The 16,622-nt window shown below is 52.3% G+C and carries 19 protein-coding genes; 2 read left to right on the top strand and 17 right to left on the bottom strand.

What is annotated here, in order from left to right; translation table 11 throughout:
- Positions 1 to 10: 10 nt before the first annotated feature.
- Positions 11 to 562, bottom strand: coding sequence for a ubiquinol-cytochrome C chaperone family protein (locus J7395_RS14915; RefSeq protein ID WP_209222054.1), 552 nt, complete (start codon positions 560 to 562; stop codon positions 11 to 13).
- A 163-nt stretch (positions 563 to 725) separates the two neighbouring features.
- On the opposite strand from J7395_RS14915, the gene bamE reads away from it, so the two are divergent.
- Complete coding sequence (bamE, locus tag J7395_RS14910) at positions 726 to 1,175, top strand: outer membrane protein assembly factor BamE (RefSeq protein WP_062948789.1); 450 nt, start codon at positions 726 to 728, stop codon at positions 1,173 to 1,175.
- Positions 1,176 to 1,181: 6 nt separating this feature from the next.
- On the opposite strand, the gene thiL is transcribed toward bamE, so the two are convergent.
- The 9 genes from thiL to rpiB form a co-directional block, all read right to left on the bottom strand.
- Positions 1,182 to 2,219: a thiamine-phosphate kinase gene (gene thiL / locus J7395_RS14905; protein ID WP_247742193.1), complete on the bottom strand. Its 1,038-nt coding sequence runs from the start codon at positions 2,217 to 2,219 to the stop codon at positions 1,182 to 1,184.
- Positions 2,161 to 2,658: a transcription antitermination factor NusB gene (gene nusB / locus J7395_RS14900; RefSeq protein ID WP_209222052.1), complete on the bottom strand. Its 498-nt coding sequence runs from the start codon at positions 2,656 to 2,658 to the stop codon at positions 2,161 to 2,163. The genes thiL and nusB overlap by 59 nt, the downstream gene beginning before the upstream one ends.
- Complete coding sequence (gene ribH, locus J7395_RS14895; protein ID WP_062948783.1) at positions 2,658 to 3,122, bottom strand: 6,7-dimethyl-8-ribityllumazine synthase; 465 nt, start codon at positions 3,120 to 3,122, stop codon at positions 2,658 to 2,660. Before ribH ends, nusB begins: the two co-directional genes overlap by 1 nt.
- A 3-nt stretch (positions 3,123 to 3,125) precedes the next feature.
- Positions 3,126 to 4,280: a 3,4-dihydroxy-2-butanone-4-phosphate synthase gene (gene ribB / locus J7395_RS14890; protein ID WP_062958499.1), complete on the bottom strand. Its 1,155-nt coding sequence runs from the start codon at positions 4,278 to 4,280 to the stop codon at positions 3,126 to 3,128.
- A gap of 6 nt (positions 4,281 to 4,286) precedes the next feature.
- Positions 4,287 to 4,874, bottom strand: coding sequence for a riboflavin synthase (locus J7395_RS14885; RefSeq protein ID WP_209222050.1), 588 nt, complete (start codon positions 4,872 to 4,874; stop codon positions 4,287 to 4,289).
- 4 nt (positions 4,875 to 4,878) lie between these two features.
- Entirely contained in the window at positions 4,879 to 6,000 is a 1,122-nt protein-coding gene (gene ribD, locus J7395_RS14880; protein WP_209222048.1) for a bifunctional diaminohydroxyphosphoribosylaminopyrimidine deaminase/5-amino-6-(5-phosphoribosylamino)uracil reductase RibD, read from the bottom strand.
- Positions 6,000 to 6,473 (bottom strand): transcriptional regulator NrdR, encoded by a 474-nt coding sequence (gene nrdR / locus J7395_RS14875; RefSeq protein WP_062948773.1) that lies wholly within the window; start codon positions 6,471 to 6,473, stop codon positions 6,000 to 6,002. Before nrdR ends, ribD begins: the two co-directional genes overlap by 1 nt.
- Before the next feature lie 24 nt (positions 6,474 to 6,497).
- Entirely contained in the window at positions 6,498 to 7,772 is a 1,275-nt protein-coding gene (glyA, locus tag J7395_RS14870) for a serine hydroxymethyltransferase (protein ID WP_062958496.1), read from the bottom strand.
- 86 nt (positions 7,773 to 7,858) lie between these two features.
- A complete protein-coding gene (gene rpiB, locus J7395_RS14865; RefSeq protein ID WP_062948769.1) occupies positions 7,859 to 8,305 on the bottom strand; it encodes a ribose 5-phosphate isomerase B in 447 nt (148 codons plus the stop codon).
- Positions 8,306 to 8,768: 463 nt separating this feature from the next.
- On the opposite strand from rpiB, the gene J7395_RS14860 reads away from it, so the two are divergent.
- Positions 8,769 to 9,188, top strand: coding sequence for a MucR family transcriptional regulator (locus J7395_RS14860; RefSeq protein WP_062948767.1), 420 nt, complete (start codon positions 8,769 to 8,771; stop codon positions 9,186 to 9,188).
- A gap of 126 nt (positions 9,189 to 9,314) precedes the next feature.
- On the opposite strand, the gene J7395_RS14855 is transcribed toward J7395_RS14860, so the two are convergent.
- The 7 genes from J7395_RS14855 to mmsB all read right to left on the bottom strand — a co-directional run bounded on the left by J7395_RS14855 (position 9,315) and on the right by mmsB (position 16,596).
- Complete coding sequence (locus J7395_RS14855; protein WP_062948765.1) at positions 9,315 to 10,421, bottom strand: branched-chain amino acid ABC transporter substrate-binding protein; 1,107 nt, start codon at positions 10,419 to 10,421, stop codon at positions 9,315 to 9,317.
- Between the two features lie 209 nt (positions 10,422 to 10,630).
- The gene (locus J7395_RS14850; protein WP_062948763.1) at positions 10,631 to 10,984 is read right to left on the bottom strand and encodes a DUF6867 family protein; all 354 of its coding nucleotides are present in this window, start codon (positions 10,982 to 10,984) and stop codon (positions 10,631 to 10,633) included.
- Positions 10,985 to 10,994: 10 nt separating this feature from the next.
- Positions 10,995 to 11,705: an ABC transporter ATP-binding protein gene (locus J7395_RS14845; RefSeq protein WP_007089524.1), complete on the bottom strand. Its 711-nt coding sequence runs from the start codon at positions 11,703 to 11,705 to the stop codon at positions 10,995 to 10,997.
- A 23-nt stretch (positions 11,706 to 11,728) separates the two neighbouring features.
- Entirely contained in the window at positions 11,729 to 12,580 is an 852-nt protein-coding gene (locus J7395_RS14840) for an ABC transporter ATP-binding protein (protein WP_062948761.1), read from the bottom strand.
- Positions 12,577 to 14,097 (bottom strand): high-affinity branched-chain amino acid ABC transporter permease LivM, encoded by a 1,521-nt coding sequence (gene livM, locus J7395_RS14835; protein WP_062958494.1) that lies wholly within the window; start codon positions 14,095 to 14,097, stop codon positions 12,577 to 12,579. Before livM ends, J7395_RS14840 begins: the two co-directional genes overlap by 4 nt.
- Positions 14,097 to 15,020 (bottom strand): branched-chain amino acid ABC transporter permease, encoded by a 924-nt coding sequence (locus J7395_RS14830; protein ID WP_062948757.1) that lies wholly within the window; start codon positions 15,018 to 15,020, stop codon positions 14,097 to 14,099. The genes livM and J7395_RS14830 overlap by 1 nt, the downstream gene beginning before the upstream one ends.
- A 685-nt stretch (positions 15,021 to 15,705) precedes the next feature.
- On the bottom strand, positions 15,706 to 16,596 hold the full coding sequence (gene mmsB / locus J7395_RS14825; protein ID WP_209222046.1) for a 3-hydroxyisobutyrate dehydrogenase: 891 nt from the start codon (positions 16,594 to 16,596) through the stop codon (positions 15,706 to 15,708).
- Positions 16,597 to 16,622 lie beyond the last annotated feature (26 nt).

Here is a 16,622-nt window from a genome sequence, read left to right as displayed (position 1 = left end):
GGGCCTCTTTCTATTCGGTTTGTGCAACAGCGATCTCCGGCACGGCCGGAAAATGAATGACGCCGTTGTGTAATTCTTCGGTTTTCTGACGATCAAGATTTGCAAGGGCATCATTGATATAGCCAACCATGGCCATCAATTGTGCGTCGCTTGCGTCATTATCTGCGTACAGATTGCGGTTAAGGGCGGCTGCAAGTTCTATGGCGCCAGTTTGCACGCCTTCCTCGTAGGCGACGATGCGACCGTGATAGGACTCCGACATTTTCCGGATGCGTTTAAGGATTCCGACGTCACCAATTCCCATCTCACGCATATTCTGATCGAGGTCGGAAAACATCACGTCAAATATTTCCTGTGCCAGTTCCCGGCTTTCATTGTCTTTTTTCAGACGTCGAAACAGAACGAACGCATGCACCAGAATCAGGTCAAACCGGCCTTCCATCGTGTCAGCAACGCCAAGACGTGTATAGAATACAGGGTTTCGCGCCTGCTCGACCATCCTGGTGTAAAGCGCAAAGGCTGCACTTTGTTTGCGGTCTTTTTTCTTCAACCAGCCGAACAACAGCAACACTCCTTCGTTGACATTCCAGCCATGGCACGCAGAATGCCGTAAATTTCCCGGGGCGATACTGCCCCACCATTGCCCGGCAATATCATGCGCCCAGCGCTGAAACTCAAGGCAATTCCTTATTGATTTCAACTAGCGGATCGCTCTGGTGAGTTCCATGCATAAAAGAACAACACGCATTTCCCTTCTGATGCTGGCCGGACTGGCAATGGCAGTCGTTTCTGCCTGCAGCCCGCGTATTGCGACGCGCGGCAATGCCCCCGAACCGGAAGCACTCGAACAGATCGTGATCGGGGAATCGACCAAGGGTGATGTCACCGACCTTTTGGGATCACCATCCAGCGTTGCGGCATTCGATGAAAATGTTTGGCTTTATATTTCGCGCAGGACAGAAACAATTGCCTTTCTCGAACCGGATGTTGTCGAACAGAAAGTCGTTCTGATCAGTTTTGATGCCGCAAACCGGGTTGATATTCTTAGCGAATATGACCTTGAAGACGGAAAGCCGGTCATTCCTACCGACCGGATCACGCCAACTGCAGGCAAGGAAATCACAATCCTGCAGCAGTTGTTTGGCAACCTTGGTCGCTTCAGCGAAACGAAATAAGTCCGCTTAGTATCCAAAATGGTCGAACCCGCCCTTTGCGAGTTCGGCCATTTTTTTATCCATACCAATCAGATCAACCTGCCCGCTTCGATTTGTGACTTCACCAACAATTGCAACATCATCACCCAGTCTTTTGATTTCATTGGGATCTGCACAAATCAGAAGTTCGTAATCATCACCGCCACAAAATACCGCATTCCAAAGTGCGGGATCATTCTGCACCGCATTTCGGGCGGCCTTTGAAAGTGGAATCCGTTCTTGATCAAAGGTCATACCGACATTGGATGCGGCGCAAATTTTTCGGCAGTCCCCCGCCAGTCCGTCTGAAATATCCATAGCGGCATACCGTCGGTTGGCAGCTACGCATTTTCGACCGATTTCCAAACGTGGCTGAGGCACCCAGTATCGCGATGTCAGAAACGCGGCATCTTCGTGATCAAGGCTGCTTAAATCGCCCTGCAGAACCTTCAAGCCAAGTGCGCCATCCCCCAAGGTACCCGTGACCGCAATCAGATCACCAGGTTTGGCCGCATTACGGCGGAGCGCCCTACCTATCGGTACCGCACCAAATGCTGTCAGGCTAAAGAATGTAGGACCAGGTGTGCCAACGGTATCGCCGCCCAGAAGTGGTGCGTTGAAGGCATCGCAATCTTGTCCCAAACCGTTCGCAAATTCCGCGATCCAATCTTCGGACAAATCCCGGTTATATCCTGCTGTCAATACGACGCCCAATGGGGATGCCCCCATTGCGGCAATATCAGACAGGTTAACACGCATTACCTTGCGCGCAATATCGGCCGGGTCGTCCTGGCTTCGGAAATGGACATCGGCAACAAGAGCATCAACCGTTATCACCAGTTCCTGCCCATCGGGCACGGACAAAACAGCCGCATCGTCCATAAGAGACAATGCGGCTTTTGACTTTTGCGCGATTGGCGCAAAATGACGCGCGATCAGATCAAACTCTCCTGACCGCCCTGCCATATTATTGCTGTCCGGTTTCACCTGCACGAAGCGTTTTGCCGATCCGGTCAAGAACAGCATTCACCAGCTTCGGCTCGGTTTCGTCAAAGAACGAATGGGCCGCATCCACGTATTCGGTGATGACGACACGCATCGGAACGTCTTCACGCATCATCAACTCGTAGGTTCCCGCCCTTAGGATACTGCGCAAAACGGTTTCAAGACGCTTGGTGGTCCAGCCTTTTTCCAAAGCTGAATCGATCAATCCGTCAATGTCGACGGTACGTGCGGTGACCCCCTGAACCAGATCGGCAAAAAAAACGCGATCCGGGTCAATAAGGTTGTCATTCGGCTCGTCAAGGTCGCGAACACCTTCGCCATCAAGGCGGAAGTCGGAGTATTCACGCACGACGTCACCGGCCGAAAGCTGTGAAAGCTCGGCCTGATAAAGCGCCTGAATGGCAGCAAAACGCGCGGCACTGCGTCGTTGGGCGGCTGAAGCCTTGGGTTTATCGGTCATTACTTGTGATGTATTCCAAAGTGGTTTTGAACTTCGATCATACGAAGAACGGCGCGGGCGGCCTCGCCCCCTTTATTCTTCTGATCGGCCTTGGCACGTGCAAGTGCCTGGGCTTCATTTTCAACAGTCAGGATGCCATTGCCGATCGCCAGACGATAATCAAGGCAAAGCTGCATCAAGGCACGGTTGGCTTCTTCGCAGATGTGATCGTAATGCGTGGTTTCACCGCGGATAACACACCCGAGAGCAAGATAGCCATCATACCGAGGGCCCGTTGCAAGGTCAGCCATCGACTGTACGGCATAGCGAATTGCTATCGGAACTTCGAAGGCACCGGAAACAGAAAGCCGGTCCCAAGTCGCACCACCAGCTTCCAGAGTCGACGCAGCCCCTTTGACCAGATCTTCGACGATGTGGGTGTAATAAGGCGCATCAACGATCAGGATGTGCGGACCGTTACTCATGTTTTATTCCTCCGAGACGACAAGCGGACGCTGATCAACCAGATTTAGACCGAACCCGTCAAGTCCTACGATGTGTCTTTTGGTGTTTGAAAGCAAAATCATGTCGTGAATACCCAAATCCAGCAAGATTTGCGCCCCCACACCATAATCGCGCAAATCAGAGTCGCCAGCGGTTTTCGCGATTTCCTGACGAAGTGCCTCGCCATCGCCACCGTGCCGTTCGATCAGTTTTGCAATCGATGATGAAAGCGTATTGGGTCGCGGTTCACGGATCAGAACGATCACACCGCGTCCCTCCTCACCGATCTGGCGCATTGCGGCCTGCAATTCACCACCGTGGCTTCCCTGCCGGTCGCCAAGTACATCTTCAAGAACATTCAGGGCATGGACGCGTGTAAGGACTGGTGCACCATCAGAAATATCGCCTTTAACAAGCGCGATATGTTCCGCATAGGTGATATTGTTTACATAAAGATTAAGCTCAAACTCGCCACCATGCAGCGAATTGATTTTGGTTGTCGCCTTGCGCTGAACGACCTTTTCGTGCTTCCGTCGATAGCGGATCAAATCGGCAATCTGCGCAATTTTCAAATTATGCTTTTGGGCAAATTCAACGAGTTCTGGCAAACGCGCCATTTCGCCGCTTTCGCTCATGATCTCGCAGATGACACCAGACGGATTGAGCCCCGCCAGCCGGGAAATATCAACCGATGCCTCGGTATGGCCGGCACGGACCAGAACCCCACCCGGACGCGCACGAAGCGGAAAGATGTGCCCTGGGGTTACGATATCATCCGCCGTTGATTTTGGATCGATCGCTACAGAAATTGTTCTGGCTCTGTCCGGGGCGGATATCCCTGTTGTGACGCCGGTTGCCGCCTCTATCGAAACGGTGAATGCCGTTTCATGTCGTGTACCGTTTCGCGCGCTCATCAAAGGCAGGCCAAGATGATCGCACCGTTCGGATTCAAGCGTCAGACAAATAAGCCCACGGCCATGAGTTGCCATGAAGTTCACGGCATCGGGTGTCGCCATTTGCGCGGGAATAACCAGATCTCCCTCGTTCTCGCGATCCTCGTCGTCGACAAGGATGAACATCCGGCCGTTACGGGCTTCTTCAATAACATCTTCAATCGGCGAAAGGTGGCGATGTGGCATGGCTATTCAATCCTTCCCCAGCATGCGCGCGACATAACGCGCCAGCATGTCTATCTCGAAATTGATCCGGTCACCCGGCTGCTTCGATCCCAGCGTCGTATGTGTCTGGGTATGGGGTATCAGATTGATACCAAAAGTGTTTTCGTCAACCTCATTGACCGTCAAAGAAACACCTTCAAGCGTTACAGAGCCCTTTGACGCAATATATTTCGCAAAAACCTCGGGAACCTCGAATGTCAGACGCAGGGAATCACCTTCCGAAAGGCGTTTCGTAAGGATTGCAACGCCGTCGACATGCCCCGAAACAATGTGGCCGCCCAACTCGTCCCCAACCCGGGTTGCCTGTTCCAGATTGACCCGTGATCCGACGCCAAGGTCGCCCATCGTCGTTTTGCTCAGACTTTCGGCAGATGCTTCGATGGCAAACCAGTCCGCCCCGGTTTCAATCACGGTCATACAGGCGCCATTGCAGGAAATTGATGCACCCAGAACGATTTTGGAAGTATCAAAACCTGTCGTGAACTCAAAACGTGTATCGCCGCGCTTTTCAATTTTGCGAACGGTACCTATATCCGTGATGATGCCTGTGAACATTCAATTAATCCGTTATTTTCTCATAGTTTGTCACGATATCCTTGCCTGCTGCGCGAATAGAAACGCGCTGGAACATCGATATATCTGACAGGCGATCAAAACCAAGATTCGCGATCATTGCCTTCCCATCCGCCCCTATAATGGATGGTGCGCTGAAGTGGACAATCCGATCAACGAGATTATCCTGCACCAGACTGGCCGCAAGAATGCCGCCACTTTCGACCAGCACACGGGTCAACCCCAGTTCGCCCAAACGTTTCATCACGTCATTTAGGTCGAAATGATCATTTTCGCATCTGGCAGAAAGTACTTTCACACCGGTTTCTGTAAATTTTTCAGAAACTTCGCGCAAAAGTGCATCCGTTGTCACGACCCAGGTAGGAACATTATGGGCACTTGTCACCATGTCAGCCGACAGTGGCACCTCGCCTTTGCGATCCAGAATGATGCGAAGAGGTGATTGTTCGTAGCGCCCGGCGATACGGCATGTCAGGGTCGGGTTATCCGTCAATACGGTATTCGCACCGACAAGGATCGCGTCATGATTGGCACGCAAAAGATGCCCCAGCTCGCGCGCCGCACTACCGGTTATCCATTTGCTTTCGCCTGATTTTGTAGCTGATCGACCATCCATGGTCGATGCAAGTTTTAGCGTCACCGTCGGACGCCCGGACAGAATGCGCGACAGAAAACCGGAATTAATACGACGCGCTTCGTCACCATAAAGTCCGACATCAACAATAATGCCCGCATCACGCAACATATCGTGGCCTCGCCCGGATACACGATTATCCGGGTCTTCAAGCGCACTGACAACGCGTTTAACACCGGCCTCAATCAGGCCTGCGGCACAGGGGGGCGATACGCCGAAATGGCTGCAGGGTTCAAGGGTGACATAGGCCGTCGCGTTGCGGGCCTTTTCTGCAGCCTCATCCAGAGCAACACGTTCCGCATGGGGCCTTCCACCCGGCTTGGTGAAGCCGCGCCCGACAATCGTTCCCTGGCGTGAAACCAGGACACACCCGACGGACGGGTTGGGCCAGACATTTCCCAGACCGCGTTTTGACAGGCTTAGAGCGACCCGCATGAAATGCCGGTCATCATCCGAAAACGCGGGAGTTGTCATTACTCTGCGTCCGCCCCTTCTTCCCCATCATGCATGTTTTCCACGAACTGTTCGAAGTCTCGGGCTTCACGGAAGTTTTTATACACCGAAGCATACCGGACATAAGCAACCTGATCGAGTGCGATCAACGCCCCCATCACCATTTCACCGATCGTGTCGGTTGAAATGTCGCTTTCACCACTGCTTTCGAGACGACGCTGAATACCGTTCAGCGCCTTTTCGACACGCTCGTCCTCAATCGGACGTTTGCGGCAGGCAAGAAAGATTGATCGCGCAAGCTTGTCACGATCAAACAATTCGCGTTGCCCGTCCTTTTTCACCACCATCAATTCACGGAGCTGAACACGTTCAAACGTCGTGAAACGCGATCCACAGGCTGGGCAAAACCGGCGCCGGCGAATGGCGTGATGTTCCTCGGTCGGACGGGAGTCCTTGACCTGGGTGTCTGTATGGCCACAGAACGGGCAACGCATTGTTTTTACTCGCTCCTGAAAGGATCAGGCATAGATCGGGAAGCGTTTGCAAAGGTCTTCGACCTTGGTGCGAACAGCATTCTCGACCTGGGCATTGCCATCAGGATTATCGACAAGGGCGTCAAGCACATCACCGATCAATTCACCGATCTGCTTGAATTCCTCAACACCAAAGCCGCGCGTGGTACCTGCTGGCGTACCCAAACGAACGCCCGAGGTAATGGTAGGCTTTTCGGTGTCAAACGGGATGCCGTTCTTGTTGCAGGTGATCCCTGCGCGCTCAAGTGCGACTTCCGCGTTATTGCCCTTAAGCCCCTTGGGACGCAGGTCGACCAGCATCAGGTGCGTATCGGTGCCGCCGGTTACGATATCGAAACCGCGCTTTACCAGAACTTCGGCCAAGGCCTTGGCATTGTCGACAACCTGCTGGGCGTATTCCTTGAATTCCGGACGCAATGCTTCGCCAAAAGCAACTGCCTTGGCCGCGATGACATGCATCAACGGGCCACCCTGCAGGCCGGGGAAGACCGCCGAATTGATCTTTTTGCCAATTTCAACATTGTTCGACAGGATCATGCCGCCGCGCGGACCGCGAAGGGTTTTATGCGTGGTGGTGGTGACAACGTCTGCATAAGGAAGCGGGCTCGGATGAACACCACCGGCAACCAGGCCAGCAAAATGCGCCATATCAACCATCAGCAGCGCACCAACCTTGTCCGCAATTTCGCGGAAACGCTTGAAATCAATCTGGCGCGGAATAGCCGAGCCACCAGCGATGATCAGGGTCGGTTTATGTTCGACTGCAAGGGCTTCAACCTGATCATAATCAAGGGTCAGGTCGTCTTCACGTACGCCATACTGAATGGCATTGAACCATTTCCCCGAAAGCGCAGGACGTGCGCCATGGGTCAGATGGCCACCTGCATCAAGTGACATGCCGAGAATGGTATCACCCGGTTTGCAAAGCGCCAGCATGACAGCACCGTTTGCCTGTGCGCCCGAATGCGGCTGAACGTTGACGAATTCGCAACCGAACAGTTCTTTGGCACGATTGATTGCAAGTTCTTCGGCAACGTCAACAAACTCGCAGCCACCATAGTAACGGCGTGAAGGGTAACCTTCGGCATATTTGTTGGTCAGAACCGTTCCCTGTGCCTCGATCACGGCCTTGGAGACAATATTCTCGGAGGCGATCATTTCGATCTGGTTCTGCTGACGATCCAGTTCGTCAGTTACTGATTTGAACAGGGCCGGATCTGCTTCTGACAAGCTGGTAGAGAAAAAGCCTTTAAACGACATTATGGGGCCTCTCGATACAATGTGGCGGGACCGAACGCAGCAAAGTTCGAAACCCGTACCGGGTTATTGCCAGGTGGCGAAAGAAATCAATCAGGAAGTGACGACAGTTTTTCGACACGACGTCCGTGTCGACCGCCTTCAAATTCAGTCGTTACGAATGCGTTGACGCAATCGAGTGCCGTCGCATCGCCAAGCAGGCGCGCGCCAAGGCACAGAACATTGGCGTTGTTGTGTTGACGGCACAGTTCGGCTGACAGTCGGTCATGCACCAAAGCGGCGCGGATTTGCGGATAACGGTTGGCAGCAATGCTCATGCCAATCCCGGAGCCGCAAACAAGGATGCCGCTCGCCGCATCGCCATTGATAATCGATTTTGCAACTGCCTGCGCATAATCCGGATAATCGACCGATGCCGATCCGTCAGTACCGAGATCAATCACTTCCCAGCCATTATCGGCAAGCGATTTGATGATTTGGGATTTGAGTTCAACACCACCGTGATCGGCAGCGATGGCAATGGTCTTGGCTGTCATATGCGAGCCCTTGGTGAATACGTCAAACAGTAATTTGGAGCGCCTTTTAGCACATAGCTTCGTAACTGCCAACGGACAGCGGCCTTTGTGCTTAAAGTTTTAGATGGACAACTTTTGAGTGTTAACCCGACAAGGTTACTACACTTAAGGAAAGATGTTCACACCAGTTACGTTAGAAACAGGTCAATTAAAGAAAAATAATGATATATATACCTTGATATATAGAGCCCTACACACTCCAGATCAAAATCGATGTAACAAAACATGCATCCTTCGTTCAAATCAAACCGAATTGTCTATTTTTTTGATCTCAGATGCGACTTCTTTGCCACCCATCCTAGTTTTATCCTGTTTATAAAATTTAAGTAGAATTGACATATTGAATAACAGTCTTGTTTGACTATATCTTCGAAATAATGCAAAAAGCATTGTCTATTCGTAATGACGAAGGAATTATTTCAAGATGACCGATGCTGAAAACAGCGTTCTGGACCGCGACGAACTGCTACAGATGACTGTTGATATCGTTTCTGCTTATGTCAGCAACAATGCAATTGCATCTGCACAGATTCCCGAATTGATTTCGACGATTTTCAATTCGCTTGACGATTTGCGTGAAGTCGAAACCGTTGAAGAAGAAGAGCCGTTGAAACCGGCTGTTCCAATCCGCAAATCGATTGGCGATGATTACATCATTTGCCTTGAAGACGGCAAAAAGCTCAAAATGCTCAAGCGCCATCTTCGGACAACCTATAACTTGACCCCGGAAGAATACCGGGCGAAATGGGGCCTGCCGTCAGATTATCCGATGGTTGCGCCGAACTATGCCAAACAGCGTTCGCAGTTTGCCAAGAAAATCGGTCTGGGTCGCAAGGCAAAGTAAACGCCTGCCCTTTTGATCTTAAAGAAAAAGCGTCTTCGGGATTATCTGAAGACGCTTTTCTTCTATCCGGCAAGCAACAAAAAAGCCCGGCATAATGCCGGGCTTTCTGCCGATCAGAATATCTGATTAGTTGGCGTAATCGTAACCACCGTCTTTCCATTCATAGAAGACGTAACCCGGTGCAGCAACATCGCCCTTGGCATCGAAGGAAATTGAACCAAGAACGGTGTCGAATGCATCGCCGCTGTGCAGAGCTTCGATAACAGCTTCAGAGTCGGTGGTACCGGCTTTTTCAACTGCCTGTGCCCAAGCCTGAACCGCACCATAGGTGTAAAGGGTGTAACCTTCCGGCTTGTAACCCTGACCTTCGAAGTATTTTACGAGTTCAGCGTTGCGCGGGTCTTTTTCAAGCGCCGGACCGGCGGTGAAAAGCGTGCCCGCACCGGCATCGCCAGTGATCGACCAATATTCGAGCGAGTTAAGAGCATCACCCGAAATCGCAACAGTCTCAAGACCCTGGCTGCGCATCTGACGAACGATCAGACCAAGTTCGGTGTGATAACCGCCGTAGTAAAGGACATCAACGCCTTCGGATTTCAGCTTGGTCACCAGAGCCGAGTAATCTTTCTCGCCCGGGGTGATGGCTTCGTACATGACTTCTTCAACGCCAGCAGCGTTCAGGTTTTTCTTGGTCTCGTCAGCAAGACCTTTGGAATAAGCCTGTTTGTCATGAACGATGGCGATTTTCTTGTCGCCATAGTTTTCAGCAAGGTATTTGCCTGCAACTTCGCCCTGCTGATCATCACGACCGCAAACACGGAAAACGTTGTCCATGTCACGTTCGGTCAGCTGCGGGTTGGTCGAAGCCGGGGAAATCTGCACGATGCCTTCTTCGAAGTAAACTTCAGAAGCCGGGATCGATGAGCCCGAGCAGAAGTGACCAGCGACAAGGGCAACACCCTTGCTGACGAGCTGGTTTGCAACAGCAACAGCCTGTTTCGGATCGCAAGCGTCATCGCCGATTTCGAGAACGACTTTTTCGCCGTTAACGCCACCGGCAGCATTGAGGTCTGCAACCGCTTTCTGGGCACCCTGAGTCATCTGTTCGCCAAAGGCGGCGTACGGGCCGGTCATCGGACCAACGGTCGCGATAACGATGTCTGCTTTTGCTGCACCCATCGAGAGGACAAGCGCGGAAGCAGTTGCCAGAAGGCCGAGCTTGGTTTTCGACATAAGAGAAGTCTCCCTGTTCCAAAGGTTGGTCCCGTCACCATGACAGAACCATCTTTTTCGGACCCTAAACCGGCTCGTTTTTTTGTCGATTACCGGTTTCGGCTCCCTGTACTTTAACACCCCAGAATTGGTGTGCAATAGTACTAAACACTGCATTGCCAATAATTTAGCAATGCGATGGTGACGGTTCGCCGTCACCATCGAAAAGTTCAGACGTCTGCTCCTTCGCGTGCACGGAAACCGAACGGTCCCATACGCTCGTAAAGCCACGGATACTGTGACAGCATCTTGTTGACCCGTGTAACACGGAAGGCAGCCGCCATGATCACAAACAGGATAACCGTATCGAAGATATACCCTGAAAACGAAAGCAACTCGCCTTCGAAGAGAGCAAAGGTCATGAAGCGGTCAGTTGCCCCCAGCAATAACGCGTAGGGGTAAAGCTGGTAAAACGGTCGCCACGTGTTGGCAATCGCCTGCCCTGTCATGAACGCGCAGAACCCCATCAGGATGACGGTCATTCCGATCGTGACACCAATGCTGGTACCTGTAATCGCTTCCATATCCGTCCTCCTAGTGACCACCCTCGAGATAAGCTGCCCGAACTTCCGGATTTGCCAGAAGTTCTGCACCAGTACCCGAGAGAGTGATGTTGCCGTTGACCATCACGTAACCGCGATGGGCAAGTTTGAGTGCGTGAAACGCATTCTGCTCGACCAGGAAAACCGTTACTTTCTTCTCGCGATTGATCTTCTTGATCGTCTCGAAAATCTGTTTCACGACAAGCGGCGCAATCCCGAGTGACGGTTCGTCCAGTAAAAGCAGACGAGGACGTCCCATAAGGGCACGGCCAATTGCCAGCATCTGCTGTTCGCCGCCGGACATCGTGCCAGCACGCTGGTTAATGCGTTCCTTCAGACGCGGGAACAGATCAAACACCATTTCCAGATCCTCTTCGAAATATTTCGGATCCTGGGTGCTTGCCCCCATCTGCAGGTTTTCATAAACAGACATGCGCGGGAAAATCCGGCGCCCTTCGGGTGACTGCTGAATGCCAAGACGGCAAATCTCATGCGTTGGCATGCGACTGATATCCTGACCTTCGAACAGAATACGCCCCTTGGACGCCTGCGGTGATCCGCAGCATGTCATAAGCAAGGTTGTCTTGCCGGCACCATTGGCACCGATCAATGTGACGATCTCGCCTTCGTTGACTTCCATATCAATGCCCTTGAGGGCTTCGATATTGCCATAGAAGGTGTGAACACCTTCAATCTTCAGCATGGACATATCGACCTGCTCCCTCGCTACGCATTCGGATCAAGATGAAGGTCGGCAGCGACTTCCGGCGGCAGTTCATCGTCTTCTTCCTCGCCGAGGTAAGCACGAATAACAGCCGGATCGTTTTTGACTTCGTCAGGATTGCCGTCAGCAATCTTTTTACCGTAATCAAGCACGATCACATGATCGGAAATCTTCATGACGACGCTCATGTCATGTTCGATCAGCAAAAGGCCGATCCCCTGATCGTCACGGATGCTTTGCAACAGAACGTTGAGCTCCGCGGACTCACGAGGGTTCAGACCCGCTGCCGGCTCGTCGAGACACAGCAAGGAAGGATTGACGCACATCGCACGCGCAATCTCGAGACGACGCTGGGAACCATAAGGCAGGTTACCGGCATTCCAGTCAGCCTGCTCGTACAGGCCAACCTTGTTAAGCCAGAACTTGGCTGTCTCAAGTGCTTCTTTCTCGGCACTGGTATAGCGACCGAGATTGAAAAGCCCCGCCAGCGAAAAGGCGGATGCCTCCATAAGCTGGTTATGCTGCGCGACAATCAGGTTTTCCAGAACGGTCATGCCCGTAAACAGACGAATATTCTGGAAAGTACGTGCAACGCCGTTGTTGCGCGGAATACGGAAACCTTCCATACGCTCCAACAAGCGCGGTCCGTCATTGGCGTAAAGCGTCAGACGTCCCTCGGTCGGAACATAGAACCCGGTAAGACAGTTGAAAACTGTGGTTTTCCCTGCTCCGTTCGGGCCGATAATTGCCGTAATCTCGCGCTTTCTTGCGGTGAACGAAAGATCATCAATGGCGACCAGACCGCCAAAGCGCATGGTGAGATGTTCGACTTCAAGCTGTACGTTGTCGGTCATTTGACTTCTCCGGCAACTTTTTCTTTCTTGCTCATATTCAGCAGAATGGTCGGGTCACGGAAAGACAGAAGACCGCGTGGACGCCACAACATGATGGCAACCATACCAGCCCCGAAAATCAGCATGCGATATTCGGCCAGTTCACGGAACATTTCCGGGAAACCAATCATCACAATCGCGGCAAGAACCACCCCGATCTGACTGCCCATACCACCCAGAACAACGATGGCAAGGATCACGGCAGATTCGAGGAAGGTAAAGCTTTCCGGGCTGATGAAGCCTTGACGGGTGGCAAAGAACGCACCGGCAAAACCGCCAAACATTGCGCCGATGGCAAATGCTGACAGCTTGGTGTTTGTCGGGTTGATACCCAGCGAACGGCAGGCGATTTCATCCTCACGCAACGCCTCCCATGCACGACCGATCGGCAGTTTGCGCAGTCGTACGGTGACAAACGCAGTCACCAGTGCCAGCACAAGGATCAGATAATACAGGAAAATCAGGCGATGCATCGTCGAATAGTCCAGACCGAACAATTCGTTGAAGCCCATCACCCCTTCCGGCAGGCGTCGATCAAACTCGGCGAACCCAAAGAAACTCGGCCGTTCGATCGAAGAAATGCCGTCTGGCCCCCCGGTGAGATCATACCAGTTGATCAGGACAACACGGATGATCTCGCCAAAGCCAAGGGTAACAATCGCAAGATAGTCCCCGCGCAGTCGCAGCACAGGGAAGCCCAGGATGATCCCGAAGCTTGCGGCGAAAATGCCGGCCAATGGCAGGCAAAGCCAGAAGCTGAGATCAAAATGCTGCGACAGAAGTGCGTAGGAATAGGCACCAACCGCATAGAACGCAACGTAGCCAAGGTCAAGCAGCCCCGCCAGACCAACCACGATGTTCAAGCCCCAACCCAGCATGATGTAGATCATGACAAGGGTTGCAAGATCGATCGCGGAACGGTTTTCACCAAACAGGAACGGGAAGATGATGAAGAATACAATCCCCAGCGCCCCGATCTTTTTGGTGTTGGTCCGGTAAGCCAACTGGATTTTGGCGGACAGCTTTGATCCGCTTTCTTCCTCTTCGGCAGTTGCCTTTTTCATGCTGAAATAGGCGATTGCAAAGACGATGGCGATAAACGCAATGGCCAGAACGATACTGGTTACACTGCTAAACGCCATATCAATGAAAACAGGAGAAGCCCAGCGGTCATCCATATCGCGGAAGCGGACAAACATTTCGAAGACTGCGACAGCTGCCACAGTAATCAGGACAGCCTGTCCGACACGCGAAATATTTTCGCGGCGAATGATCAACGCCAGTCGGCCAATGATGGTCGATATGATCGCGGTGATCACAAGATCCCAGCGAACGGCCAGTTCAAGTCCGGTTGGACGGTCAACTGTCTCAACACCCAGGATCATGACCGACATCAGCAGTGCAATGACAGCAAAGAACGCAAGTTCCTTAACAATCTCTGCACCGGAAATCCGTGAAGAAGTGATAAGAGCGGACATCAGACTTTCTCGACCTCCGGCTTACCAAGCAGACCCCACGGACGGAAAATCAGCACAAGAACCAGAATACCGAACGTTGCAACGTCCTTGTATTCGATTGTGAGATAGCCCGACCAGAACGCTTCGATCAAACCAATCAGCAAACCGCCAAGCATCGCGCCCGGAAGTGAGCCGATCCCGCCCAGAACGGCTGCAGTGAAGGCCTTAACACCGGCAAGGAAGCCGATATAGAAGTCGATCACGCCGTAATACAGGGTCACCATCATGCCAGCGACCGCTGCAAGGGCTGCACCCATGACGAAGGTCGTGGAGATCGTACGATCAACGTTGACACCAAGAAGGCCTGCCATCGTGCGATCCTGCTCACAGGCGCGCTGGGCGCGACCGAGCGAGGTTTTCGCAATCAGCGTCGAGAATACAACCATTAGCACGAAGGTCAGAACAATGATGACGATCTGCATATAGCTGAGCTGAACGTTGAAATTCGGGCTTTCCATCAGGGTGATGCCACCCTCGATCAGTGGCTGCATCGGCTTCACGCGGGCCCCCTGCGAAATCTGAACGAAGTTCTGCAGGAAGATCGACATGCCGATGGCCGAAATCAGCGCTGCAAGACGGAATGATCCGCGCAGCGGCCTGTATGCAATCCGTTCAACGCCCCACCCGTAGATAGAGGTGAGTACCATTGACACAAACAGCATCAAAAGAAGTGTAAGCGGAAGTATACCGCTAATCCCTGCTGCCTGACAGATCAGGAACGTGATCAGGGAATGAAACGCGCCCAGCATATAGATTTCGCCGTGCGCGAAGTTGATCATACCGATGATGCCGTAAACCATCGTATAGCCGATGGCGATCAAACCGTAGATGGCTCCCAGCGTCAGACCGTTGATCAATTGTTGTAAGAAATAAGCCCAATCCATTGCACAACCTTAGATTTGGCACAGACAAACGAGGTCTTCGACCGACTGGCTGAAGGTGCAAAACAAGATACAGCTGTATTGATTGGATGAGACCAAGTCTCCCCATTGCCCCCTAGCAAACCTCCGAAGCCTCCGTCTTTTTGTTATCGGGTTTTCCCCGGTTCTAGCTTTTGGACACGACCATTCTTATTGTGGTTCATTATCCAAAAGCGCGATTAGAGTGCAAACCTTAGACACATGAGGTCGAAGGCTGCAAGCGGCTTTGATAAATTGGTCAAAAACACCAAATCGTATTTCATTCTTAGAATAAAACACCAACGCCACCGAATGCATCGCTCTTTATATTGTATACTTTATCCCTTATTGAGGACGTATTCAAGTTTTTGTACTGCGACGCGCTTGAGTTGCTCCGGATTCCTCGAAACCGGACCGGCAACTGTCACCTCGATTCCCGTTTTTCCGTCAATTGCCGTACACCGCAGATAGTTTCCAACCTGTCTCAATTCGAAATAGATTTCACGCGGGGCATTGTTTCTTGTTGTCATTCGTCAATCCGGGAATTTCTGTATCGGTGCCTTGACCGCTAGCCAGCACAAATCTACCACTAATGCGGGCCACGGTATTCATAAAAAAACAGGCCCGGCAAATACCGGGCCTGCATACCATACCTCATAATGCCGTAACGTTACTTGTCGCCATCCAGCATTTTAACAATCGCCGAGAAATCCATCCCGCCATTCCCGCTATTTGAATAAAGCGCATACAGGCTTTCGGCCAACGCCCCCATTGGTGTTGTCGCACCAGACGATGCCGCAGCCTGCTGTGCAAGCTTCAGGTCTTTGAGCATCATGTCCACAGCAAATCCCGGCTGATAATCGCGATTTGCCGGCGACGTAGGAACCGGCCCCGGCACGGGGCAGTAACTCGTCAGGGACCAGCACTGACCGGATGCTTTTGACGAAATATCAAACAGCTTCTGCGCATCCAGTCCCAGACGCTTGGCAAGCATGAAGGCTTCGGATACCGCAATCATGCTAACGCCAAGCACCATGTTGTTACAAATCTTTGCCGCCTGCCCGGCCCCGCTGGTGCCTGCGTGAATGATATTGCTGCCCATTCCTTCAAGAACCGGCTTCGCGCGATCAAAATCACCATCATCGCCGCCGACCATGAATGTCAGAGTTCCGGCGGTCGCCCCTGCAACCCCACCAGAGATCGGCGCGTCAACGGCACCAAGACCTTTGGCCTTCGCCAGCTCGGCCGCTTTGCGCGCAGCATCAACTTCGATGGTGGAGCTATCAATCAAAAGAGTGCCCGCCTTGGCATTGGCAATCACGCCATCTGGCCCGTCATAAACCGATAGCACGTGTTTGCCAGCAGGAAGAACCGTGACAACGAATTCGACATCCTTTGCAGCGTCGGCAACCGTTGATGCCTTGGTTGCACCTTCTGTAACCGCCTTGCTTACCGCGGCTTCGGACAAATCAAAAACCTTCAGCGCGTGTCCGGCCTTGATCAGGTTGGCCGCCATCGGCCCACCCATATTTCCCAGACCGATGAAACCGATTTTCGCCATTTGGAGTCTCCTCTGATTTCTCGATG

Origin of the sequence: Thalassospira sp. A3_1 (genome assembly GCF_017744215.1) — a bacterium.
Taxonomy (GTDB): domain Bacteria; phylum Pseudomonadota; class Alphaproteobacteria; order Rhodospirillales; family Thalassospiraceae; genus Thalassospira; species Thalassospira lucentensis_A.
The sequence above is the reverse complement of the archived record's forward strand: the minus strand, read 5'-3'. Positions and strand labels throughout refer to the sequence as shown.

Coding starts and splice junctions, on each gene's coding strand:
- thiL (WP_247742193.1), bottom strand. CDS start 2,219: ATGCTGTTCTTGACCGGATCGGCAAAACGCTTCGTGCAGGTGAAACCG.
- ribB (WP_062958499.1), bottom strand. CDS start 4,280: ATGCCACATCGCCACCTTTCGCCGATTGAAGATGTTATTGAAGAAGCC.
- nusB (WP_209222052.1), bottom strand. CDS start 2,658: ATGACCGATAAACCCAAGGCTTCAGCCGCCCAACGACGCAGTGCCGCG.
- mmsB (WP_209222046.1), bottom strand. CDS start 16,596: ATGGCGAAAATCGGTTTCATCGGTCTGGGAAATATGGGTGGGCCGATG.
- livM (WP_062958494.1), bottom strand. CDS start 14,097: ATGTCCGCTCTTATCACTTCTTCACGGATTTCCGGTGCAGAGATTGTT.
- J7395_RS14850 (WP_062948763.1), bottom strand. CDS start 10,984: ATGGAAGCGATTACAGGTACCAGCATTGGTGTCACGATCGGAATGACC.
- J7395_RS14830 (WP_062948757.1), bottom strand. CDS start 15,020: ATGGATTGGGCTTATTTCTTACAACAATTGATCAACGGTCTGACGCTG.
- J7395_RS14845 (WP_007089524.1), bottom strand. CDS start 11,705: ATGCTGAAGATTGAAGGTGTTCACACCTTCTATGGCAATATCGAAGCC.
- glyA (WP_062958496.1), bottom strand. CDS start 7,772: ATGTCGTTTAAAGGCTTTTTCTCTACCAGCTTGTCAGAAGCAGATCCG.
- bamE (WP_062948789.1), top strand. CDS start 726: ATGCATAAAAGAACAACACGCATTTCCCTTCTGATGCTGGCCGGACTG.
- rpiB (WP_062948769.1), bottom strand. CDS start 8,305: ATGACAGCCAAGACCATTGCCATCGCTGCCGATCACGGTGGTGTTGAA.
- J7395_RS14860 (WP_062948767.1), top strand. CDS start 8,769: ATGACCGATGCTGAAAACAGCGTTCTGGACCGCGACGAACTGCTACAG.
- J7395_RS14840 (WP_062948761.1), bottom strand. CDS start 12,580: ATGACCGACAACGTACAGCTTGAAGTCGAACATCTCACCATGCGCTTT.
- ribH (WP_062948783.1), bottom strand. CDS start 3,122: ATGAGTAACGGTCCGCACATCCTGATCGTTGATGCGCCTTATTACACC.
- nrdR (WP_062948773.1), bottom strand. CDS start 6,473: ATGCGTTGCCCGTTCTGTGGCCATACAGACACCCAGGTCAAGGACTCC.
- J7395_RS14885 (WP_209222050.1), bottom strand. CDS start 4,874: ATGTTCACAGGCATCATCACGGATATAGGTACCGTTCGCAAAATTGAA.
- ribD (WP_209222048.1), bottom strand. CDS start 6,000: ATGACAACTCCCGCGTTTTCGGATGATGACCGGCATTTCATGCGGGTC.
- J7395_RS14855 (WP_062948765.1), bottom strand. CDS start 10,421: ATGTCGAAAACCAAGCTCGGCCTTCTGGCAACTGCTTCCGCGCTTGTC.